Annotated in this window: 5 protein-coding genes; 3 read left to right on the top strand and 2 right to left on the bottom strand. The window is 68.4% G+C overall.

Translation table 11 applies throughout. The annotated features are described in order from the left end of the window. The coding region (locus tag E3O62_RS05610) for an AAA family ATPase (protein WP_134397824.1) at positions 1 to 1,389 on the bottom strand (1,389 nt) is incomplete at its 3' end. Continuing rightward, on the bottom strand, positions 1,386 to 2,561 hold the full coding sequence (locus E3O62_RS05605; protein WP_134397823.1) for an exonuclease SbcCD subunit D: 1,176 nt from the start codon (positions 2,559 to 2,561) through the stop codon (positions 1,386 to 1,388). The genes E3O62_RS05610 and E3O62_RS05605, both read right to left, overlap by 4 nt. Positions 2,562 to 2,748: 187 nt before the next feature. Between E3O62_RS05605 and E3O62_RS05600 the strand changes: the two genes are divergently transcribed. Genes E3O62_RS05600 through E3O62_RS05590 form a run of 3 tightly spaced genes read left to right on the top strand, consistent with a single transcriptional unit; the run spans position 2,749 to position 6,508 of the window. Continuing rightward, entirely contained in the window at positions 2,749 to 3,537 is a 789-nt protein-coding gene (locus E3O62_RS05600) for a DeoR/GlpR family DNA-binding transcription regulator (protein WP_134393575.1), read from the top strand. Next, positions 3,534 to 4,505, top strand: coding sequence for a 1-phosphofructokinase family hexose kinase (locus tag E3O62_RS05595; protein ID WP_134397822.1), 972 nt, complete (start codon positions 3,534 to 3,536; stop codon positions 4,503 to 4,505). Before E3O62_RS05600 ends, E3O62_RS05595 begins: the two co-directional genes overlap by 4 nt. Further along, entirely contained in the window at positions 4,502 to 6,508 is a 2,007-nt protein-coding gene (locus E3O62_RS05590) for a fructose-specific PTS transporter subunit EIIC (RefSeq protein WP_134397821.1), read from the top strand. The genes E3O62_RS05595 and E3O62_RS05590 overlap by 4 nt, the downstream gene beginning before the upstream one ends. The last annotated feature ends 34 nt before the right edge of the window (positions 6,509 to 6,542 follow it).

Raw genomic sequence — 6,542 nt, 5'->3', positions numbered from 1 at the left:
GTCCACGGCCGCCCGCAGCCGCTCCGCCTGGGCGCGCGCCTCGGGTTCGCGGGCCGCCGCCAGCGCCGCCGCCGCCAGGGCCTCGTCGACCTCGTCCAGCCGGTCCGGCAGCTCGTCCAGGAGCGCCTGGGTCTGCGCGACGGATGCCACGTGCAGGGCGAGCTCCTCCTGCAGCGTCACGATATTGGCCTCGATGCCGGGCAGCAGCCGTTCGACGTCGAGAACGTCTTTCAACGATCCGAGCCGGCCCAGGAGATTCTCGATGACGGCTTTGAGGCTCTCCGTCGTTTCCACCAGACCTGGGTCGTCCTGATACTCACGCCAGGCGCCGTGCGCGTACGATTCGCCGATCAGGGCACGTTCGAGCGCTTCCTCCGCCTCCCTACGCGTGCGGAGCGCCGGCCACACGCGGGACGCCCGGTTCGCGGCCAGCACGGCCGCCCGGTCAAGGGCGACCGCCCCCTGCCGGGCCTCGAGAACGACCAGGGCCGAGTGAGCTTCGTTGCGGCGGTCCTGCCGGCTGCGCAGGTCTTCCTGGGCCTGCACGTTTGCGGCGGCCAACTCCAGCGCCGACGTGGCCCGGTCGGCCCCCGCCGACGCCTCGGCCAGCAGCTCGTCCAGCTCCGCCAGGGCGGCGTCGAACCAGGTCCGGTCGCGACTGCCGGGCGCGTCATCGGAGTCGTTGCCGGGCAGGTCTTCGCGCTGCAAGTGCCGGGACGCGGTGGCCGCCAGGCCGGCCAGGCGCTGGCGCACGGATTCCAGCGCATCATCGAGCGACTTGCGCCGGCTGATCAGCCCGAGTTCGAGATGCTCGAACCGGGCGGTGCCGAAGAGGGTACGCAGCACCCCTCGCCGGTCATCGGTCTTGGCCAGCAGGAACCGTTGGAACCGGTTCTGGGCCAGCAGGATCACCTGCAGAAACTGGTCCTGCTTGAGCGGCAGGATGCGGCTGAGCTCATGCCCGACGTCGACCGGACGGGTCGCCACGCTGCGCCAGCCCTCAGGGGTGTCCCGGTCGTCGTGCAGGTCACGGATGTCGAGGCGCGCGTCGGGCGGTGACATGGTCGTGCCCGGGCCGCGCTTCTTGTTCTTCTCGTACCTGGGTGTGCGATAGATGCGGTAGTCGTTCTCGTGCAGCGCGAATTCCAGCTCCACGAAAGTAGGGTCATCCGGTTCGCAGTGGTCACTGCGCAGCTGGGACTCCGTTCCCTCATAGCGCGGCACGCTGCCGTAGAGGGCGAAGCAGACGGCGTCGAGGATGCTGGACTTGCCGGCCCCGGTCTTGCCGGTGATCAGGAAGATTCCATCGGCATCGAAGCGCTCGAAGTCGATCACCTGTTCGTTCTTGTAGGGGCCGAATCCGGCGATCCGCAGACGTTTGATCTTCATCGGCTCAGCTCCCTCAGGTCACCCTCGGTGAGGAGTTCCGCCACCAGGTCGCGTTCGAAATCGGATTGGCCGACCCCGTTGCGCACGAACTCGAGGAACCCGGCGACAATCTCGCGGTCACTCTGGCGGTCGATGCGCTCACCGTAGCTGACGGCATCCGAGTCGACGACGACAGCGGGCCGATGCTCGAGCGTGACGCAGTGCGGGAATCGTTTCTGCAGGCGCCGGATGCCGTCGAGGGGACGCACCTGGTCGGTCAGGATGGCCGACACCCAGTCGGGCTCGAACTCGGCCCAGGCGTCATCGGTCAGGAGCTGTTCGATCTCGCCGGTGAGCACGCTGAGTCGCCGCGGAACCGGAAGCTCGATCCATTCGATGTCGGCGGCAGGGCCGCCCTGGAGCTCGACCAGCCAGCAGCCCCGCGGTTTGCCGGCCTCCGAGAAGGAGTAGTGCAGTGGTGCTCCCGAGTAGCGCACGCGGTCGGTGAGGTGGGCTCGCCCGTGGATGTGGCCGAGGGCGACGTAGTCCGGTCCTGTGAAGACCGACACGGGCACCAGATCGAGGCCGCCCGCGGTGATGTCCCGCACGGCATCGGCCGCCGCGGCCGCGGGCACTCCCGCCGCGAAGCAGTGGCTGAGCACCACCGATCGCCCGCCGCGCGCGGCCAGGTCATCGCGGATGCGCTGCATCACGACGGTGAGCACCTGCTCGTGGGTCCTGAGCGGTTCGTCTGCCGGCCCGTGAAAGACGCTGAGGTGCCGGACCAGCGCCGGCTCCAGGTAGGGGATGCCATAGAAGTGCACGGGCCCGTGCTCGTCCGGCACGGTGACCGGTTCGAGGAAATGCTCCGGCCGGGTCAGCACATGGACGCCCGCGAGTGCGGCCCACTCCGCCTGGAAGCCGAGGCGGGTGGCGGAGTCGTGGTTGCCGCTGGTCATCACCACCGTGGCCCCTGCCTGCTTGATTTCCCGCAGCACCGCCGCGAGCAGCGTGTAACTCTCGGCCGACGGCATGGCCGAGTCGAAGATGTCGCCGGCCACCGCCACCACGTCGATCCGGCGCTGCCGCACCACCTCCACCAGCGCATCCAGCACCTGACGCAGGGCATCCAGGGTCGAATGGGTGTGGAAGGTTCGCCCGATGTGCCAGTCGGACGTGTGCAGGATCTTCATGCCATTCACGTTATCGCCGACGGCCGACACCCGGCGGCACCGGGCAGCACCGGGCGAGCCCGGTCGACACTGGGCAGCAAGTTCTTTGTTTGTCTTTGTTTTTCTTGACAAACAAAAACAAACACAGGTAAAGTTTTTATATTCTACAAATTCGTGGTTTCGGCCACTCAGCGTCGAGGAGGTCGCCATGTTCGCCGAAGAACGTCAGGCCCTGATCGTCGATCTGGTCACCAGTTCGAACCGGGTCACGGTCAGCGATCTCGCCTCCCGCTTCGATGTCACCCCCGAAACGGTGCGGCGCGACCTCGACAGCCTCGAGGGCGCCCGCCAGCTGCGCCGGGTTCACGGCGGCGCAGTCGCGTTCGACCGGCAGAGCATGTCCGAGCTCAGCCTCGAGGAACGCCAGACGCAGCGGCAGGACGAGAAGCAGCGCATCGCGGCCGCCGCCCTCACCATGATTCCCTCGAGCCAGACCGGCTCCGTCCTGCTGGATGCCGGCACCACGACCGAGCTGCTCGCCGACCTCCTGCTCGACTGGACCCCGGCAGCCCCCGGTGACGAACTCCTGGTCATCACCAACGCGGTGCCGATCGCCACGAAACTCGCCGGCAACGACGCCATCTCGTTGTATATCCTCGGCGGCCGCGTGCGCGGCCTCACCCGCGCCGTCGTCGGTCCCAGCACCATCGCCCAGCTCGATTCGTTGCGGCCCGACATCGCTTTCGTCGGCGCCAACGGCGTGCACGCCGAATTCGGTTTCAGCACTCCGGATGCCGTTGAATCCGCCGTGAAGACAGCCATCGTCCGTTCGGCCCGTCGTGTTGTCGCACTGGCCGATTCCTCCAAGCTCGACAAGGAAACCCTGATCCGCTTCGCGGCCCTGGGCGACATGGACGTGCTGATCACGGACGCTCTCCCATCAGATGAACTTGCCGCAGCCCTCGCCGCGGCCGACGTTGAGGTTGTGATCGCGTGATTATCACGCTTACCCCGAATCCGAGCCTGGATCGCACCATCGAGCTCCGCGCCCCGCTGGCCCGCGGCGAAGTTCAGCGCGCCGGTTCATCCCGCGAGGAACCAGGCGGTAAGGGCGTGAACATCGTTCGCGCCCTCAAGGCCTCGGACATCCTGAGCCTCGCCATCCTCCCCGGCGACGAGTTGGACCCCGTTCTGGTGGCCCTTCGGGCCGCGGGGGTGCCCCACCTCGGCATGCCGATCGGCGCCACGATCCGGAGCAACATCGCGCTGACCGAGATCGACGGCACCACCACCAAGGTGAACGTACCCGGACCGGTACTGACCGCCGCGCAGCAGAGCGACCTGATCGAACTCGTGATGGAGAAGGCGGAGGGTGCCAGTTGGCTCGTGCTGGCCGGATCGCTGCCGCCTGGAGTGCCCGTCGACTTCTACGCCGACATCACCCGGGAGCTCCGCACCCGGTTCGGCGCGAGCGCCCCTCGGGTGGCCGTCGACTCGTCTGGCGCACCCCTCGCCGCCGCCGTCACGGCCGGACCGGACCTGATCAAGCCCAACGCCGAAGAACTGGCCGAGCTCACCGGCATCCGCGACCCGGAGAGCCTCGAGGGCAATCCGGTGCTCGTGGCCCGCGCCGCCGAGCGTCTCGTCGCCACCGGCGTTGGCGCCGTGTTGGCCACCCTCGGCTCCCAGGGTGCCGTGCTGGTCACCGAAGACGGCGCCTGGCTCGCGAAAACGCCGCCGATCGTCGCCCGCAGCACCGTCGGAGCCGGCGATTCCTCCCTGGCCGGCTACCTGCTCAGCAGCATCGCCGGCGGCTCCGCCCCCGACTCTCTCCGCCAGGCCGCAGCCCACGGGGCCGCAGCCGCGTCCCTGCCCGGATCAACCGTTCCGGCAATGCACCAAACCAGACCGGGCGATGTCACCCTGACGTCGCTCAACACCCATCCAAAGGAGGATGTCCAGTGAGTGCACTGATCACCCCGGAGCTTGTCGCTCTGGATAAGAACCTCGGAGCCGCACCCTCGAGCGTAATCCGGCATCTTGCCGAGCTCGTCGTCGGCGCCGGCCGCGCCACCGAGATCGAGAGCCTCTACGCGGATGCCCTCGCTCGCGAAGCGAAGACGGCAACCGGCATCCTCGGCGGCCTGGCCATCCCGCATTGCCGTTCGGCAGCCGTCACCGAGCCGACGCTGGCGTTGGCCCGACTGACTTCGCCGGTCGACTTCGGCGCCGCCGATGGTCCCGCGGACCTCGTCTTCCTGATCGCCGCTCCCGAGGGCGCGGACCAGGAACACCTCAAGATCCTGGCCAAGCTCGCCCGCTCGCTGATGCAGGCCCCCTTCACCGCCGCGCTGCGCGCCGCGAAGACCCAGGCCGAAATCGTCGAACTGGTCACCAGCGTCGTCTCCCCCGCTCCCGTGGCCGCCGGCGGCGTCGCCGGCGCCGACGTCGGAAGCACGCCCGCGGCATCCGCCGGTGTCAAGCGCATCGTCGCTGTGACCGCCTGCCCGACCGGCATCGCGCACACCTACATGGCCGCCGAATCGCTCGTTGCCGCGGCGAAGGCCGCCGGCGTTGACCTGCAGGTCGAAACCCAGGGCTCGGCCGGCCTCACGATGCTCGACCCGGCCGTCATCGCCGCGGCCGACGCGGTCATCTTCGCCGTCGACGTCGACGTTCGCGGTCGCGAGCGCTTTGCCGGGAAGCCCGTCATCCAGGTGCCCGTCAAACGCGGCATCGACGAACCGGCCAAGCTCATCCACGATGCCCTGGCCGCCGCCCAGAACCCCAACGCCCGCCGCGTCGGCGGCACCGTCGGTGCGGCCGAGGCCGAGGAGACCAGCGAGCACTTCGGGCAGAAGGTCAAGCGCGCCCTGCTCACCGGTGTCAGCTACATGATCCCGTTCGTCGCCGGTGGAGGTCTGTTGATCGCCCTCGGATTCCTCCTCGGAGGCTACGAGATCACCGAGGTCGCCGACACGGTCACCCTGGAGAACAACCTGTTCAACCTGCCGGAAGGCGGCATACTCACCTATCTGGGAGCGGTCTTCTTCAAGATCGGCGCGCTGTCGATGGGCTTCCTGGTTCCGGCCCTGGCCGGGTACATCGCCTACGCGATCGCCGACCGTCCCGGAATCGCCCCCGGTTTCGTCGCCGGTGCCGTCGCCGGGTTCATGGGTGCCGGTTTCCTCGGCGGCATCGCCGGTGGTCTGCTGGCCGGTGTCGCAGCCGCCAGCTTCAACAAGCTTGACGTGCCGCGCTGGCTTCGCAGCCTGATGCCTGTCGTCATCATCCCGCTGGTCGCGTCGATCGTCGCCTCGGGCCTGATGTTCCTCGTGCTCGGTGGCCCCATTGCGCTGCTGACCACCGCCCTGAACGAGTGGCTGTCCGGCATGACCGGCGCCTCCGCCATCCTGCTCGGCCTGATCCTGGGCCTCATGATGGGGTTCGACCTCGGCGGACCGGTCAACAAGGTTGCCTACGCCTTCGCCGTCGCCGGTCTCGGCACCGCAACCATGGCCAACCAGGCTCCGTGGCAGATCATGGCCGCGGTCATGGCCGCGGGCATGGTTCCGCCGCTCGCCATGGCCCTGGCCACGGTGCTCGACCGCCGACTGTTCACTGTCGCCGAGCGCGAAAACGGCAAGGCAGCCTGGCTCCTGGGTGCGTCGTTCATCTCCGAAGGCGCCATCCCGTTCGCTGCCGCAGACGTGCTCCGCGTGATCCCGGCCTCCATGGTGGGCGCCGGCGTGACCGGTGCTCTCTCGATGGCCTGGGGCGTCACCTCGAAGGCCCCGCACGGCGGAATGTTCGTCTTCTTCGCCATCGACAGCTTCGCACTCTTCGCTCTGGCGATCGCGATTGGAACCGTCGTCACGGCCATCCTGGTGATCGCGCTGAAGCGATACGCTCGAAAGACACCGTTGGTCACCGCGGACGCAGCAGCGCCCGCCCTGGTCAACGCTTAACCGCACGTCGGCCGCTCCGAGAAAATCGGGGCGG

It is taken from the genome of Cryobacterium sp. TMT2-15-1 (genome assembly GCF_004402345.1).
Taxonomy (GTDB): domain Bacteria; phylum Actinomycetota; class Actinomycetes; order Actinomycetales; family Microbacteriaceae; genus Cryobacterium; species Cryobacterium sandaracinum.
This window is presented reverse-complemented; position numbering and strand designations above follow the sequence as displayed.

Coding starts and splice junctions, on each gene's coding strand:
- E3O62_RS05600 (WP_134393575.1), top strand. CDS start 2,749: ATGTTCGCCGAAGAACGTCAGGCCCTGATCGTCGATCTGGTCACCAGT.
- E3O62_RS05605 (WP_134397823.1), bottom strand. CDS start 2,561: ATGAAGATCCTGCACACGTCCGACTGGCACATCGGGCGAACCTTCCAC.